Raw genomic sequence first — 2,576 nt, 5'->3', positions numbered from 1 at the left:
AATTAGGCGATAATATTTGCCTGTTTCATCGTCGAATAGCATGTAAGCTAAACAACCCTGACTGGCTTTTTTCGTATAAAATGCAAACTATAACTATCAAATAACCCAGTCAAAACGAGCACTTAATTTTAATGTCATCCAGCATTGGCTGTTTGCTAGCAAGATAATTCGCGACCTAATTGAAGTAAGAAAAGAAAGCACCGTACTGGCACATTCCACCTTTCATTTCGTCGCCTCGCCAAATTTATAAAGCATTGATAGATAAGGATTTGATGATTATGTACGCACTAACTAACTGTAAAATCTACACTGGCAATGATGTGCTAGTTGACCATGCTGTGATTATCAACAACGAGTTGATTGAAGCGGTCTGTCCTATTGCGGATTTACCACAAGATATAGCGACACAAGATTTAAATGGTGCAAACCTAAGCCCAGGCTTTATCGACCTGCAATTGAATGGTTGTGGCGGTGTGATGCTGAATGATGAAGTAACGGCGACTACGATGCAGATCATGCATAAAGCCAACCTAAAATCAGGATGCACAAGCTTTTTGCCAACGTTAATCACCTCTTCAGACGAAGACATGCGCAAAGCGATTTCTGCCGCACGTGAATATCACTCTCAATATAAAAACCAATCACTGGGTTTACACCTTGAAGGGCCATATCTTAATGTGATGAAAAAGGGCATTCACAGTGTCGATTTCATCCGCCCTTCAGATGACAACATGATCGCCACTATGTGTGAAAATAGCGATGTGATTGCTAAAGTGACATTGGCGCCAGAGCACAACAATCCAGAACACATTGAACGTTTGGTGAAAGCTGGCATTGTGGTATCGATTGGTCACACTAACGCAACTTATACTGAAGCACGTAAAAGCTTTGAATCAGGCATCACCTTTGCCACACACTTATTTAATGCCATGACGCCGATGGTTGGACGTGAACCCGGTGTCGTTGGTGCAATTTATGACACCCCAGAAGTTTATGCTGGCATTATTGCTGATGGCTTTCATGTTGATTATGCTAACATCAGAATTGCTCACAAAATCAAAGGCGAAAAGCTTGTATTAGTGACCGATGCCACAGCTCCTGCAGGCGCTAACATGGATTACTTTATTTTTGTCGGTAAGAAAGTATATTACCGTGATGGTAAGTGTGTTGATGAAAACGGCACACTGGGCGGCTCAGCACTCACTATGATTGAGGCAGTGCAAAACACTGTTGAGCACGTTGGTATCGCATTGGACGAAGCTCTGCGGATGGCAACTCTGTATCCGGCAAAAGCAATTGGTGTGGATCACAAACTAGGCCGAGTAAAAAAAGGCATGGTGGCGAACCTCACTGCATTTGATAGAGACTTCAATGTTCAGGCGACGGTTGTTAACGGACAATACGAGCACAATTGATAATGAATGGCGGACAAATAGGTAACGTAGATTTAGTCAAACAACTCAACAGCGCAGCAGTGTACCGATTGATCGACCTACAAGGTCCGATATCTCGTATTCAAGTTGCCGATGTGAGCCAACTTGCTCCAGCAAGTGTTACAAAAATAACCCGCCAACTTCTAGAACGCGGCCTCATTAAAGAGGTCGCACAACAAGCCTCTACTGGCGGACGTAGAGCCATCTCCTTAACAACCGAAGTCGCCCCTTTTCACTCTGTCGCCGTACGTTTAGGCCGAGATTACATTCAGCTCAGCCTGTATAATTTAGGGGGCAAAGAACTCGCGTCGGACTATCACGAGTTTCACTATTCTCACCAAACACAATTAATTGAGGGACTCCTTTTCCACCTCAATACCTTTATCAAACAACAGCAAGAGCGAATCGAACAGTTCATTGCCATTGGTATTGCCCTACCCGGCTTAGTCAACCCAGAAACGGGTGTCGTAGAATACATGCCCAACATTGCTATTGATGCACTCGCTTTAGGTGACATCATTCGTGATAATTTTCATGTTGAATGTTTTGTTGGCAACGACGTGCGCGGTATGGCGCTTGCCGAACATTATTTTGGTGCCAGCAAAGACTGTCAAGACTCTATCCTAGTCAGCGTTCACCGAGGAACTGGGGCTGGCATTATCGTCAATGGTCAAGTATTCCTAGGCTATAACCGTAACGTAGGTGAAATTGGTCATATCCAAATCGACCCACTCGGCGAACAGTGTCAATGCGGAAATTTCGGCTGTTTAGAAACGGTAGCCGCAAACCCGGCTATTATATCTCGTGTTAAAAAACTGATTGCTCAGGGCTATGAATCTAGCCTAGCGAATATAGAGAGCATTACCATCAATGATGTATGTGAGCACGCCAATCTCGGTGATGAGCTAGCAAAACAGAGCTTAATTCGAGTGGGTAATCAACTCGGTAAAGCCATTGCGATGACCATTAACTTGTTCAACCCACAAAAAGTGGTAATTGCAGGTCAAATTACAGCCGCTCAAGAGATCGTATTCCCCGCGATTCAACGAAATGTAGAGAATCAATCACTCAAAACTTTCCACACCAATTTACCCATAGTCGCGTCGCAGATTGATAAACAACCAACCATAGGTGCATTTGCTA

General features: G+C 43.9%; 2 protein-coding genes. Both read left to right on the top strand.

Features of this window, described 5'->3' with window-relative positions:
* Positions 1 to 278: 278 nt before the first annotated feature.
* Positions 279 to 1,415, top strand: a complete 1,137-nt coding sequence (gene nagA, locus B9J87_RS15950; RefSeq protein ID WP_094151681.1) for an N-acetylglucosamine-6-phosphate deacetylase — start codon at positions 279 to 281, stop codon at positions 1,413 to 1,415.
* Positions 1,416 to 1,417: 2 nt separating this feature from the next.
* A partial coding sequence (gene nagC, locus B9J87_RS15945; RefSeq protein WP_094151679.1) for a DNA-binding transcriptional regulator NagC occupies positions 1,418 to 2,576 on the top strand: 1,159 nt, incomplete at its 3' end.

Origin of the sequence: Vibrio sp. V19_P1S1T109, assembly GCF_002241375.1 — a bacterium.
Classification (GTDB): domain Bacteria; phylum Pseudomonadota; class Gammaproteobacteria; order Enterobacterales; family Vibrionaceae; genus Vibrio; species Vibrio anguillarum.
The sequence above is the reverse complement of the archived record's forward strand: the minus strand, read 5'-3'. Positions and strand labels throughout refer to the sequence as shown.

Excerpts from the sequence above, each read along its gene's own strand:
- nagA (WP_094151681.1), top strand. The coding sequence starts at position 279 with ATGTACGCACTAACTAACTGTAAAATCTACACTGGCAATGATGTGCTA.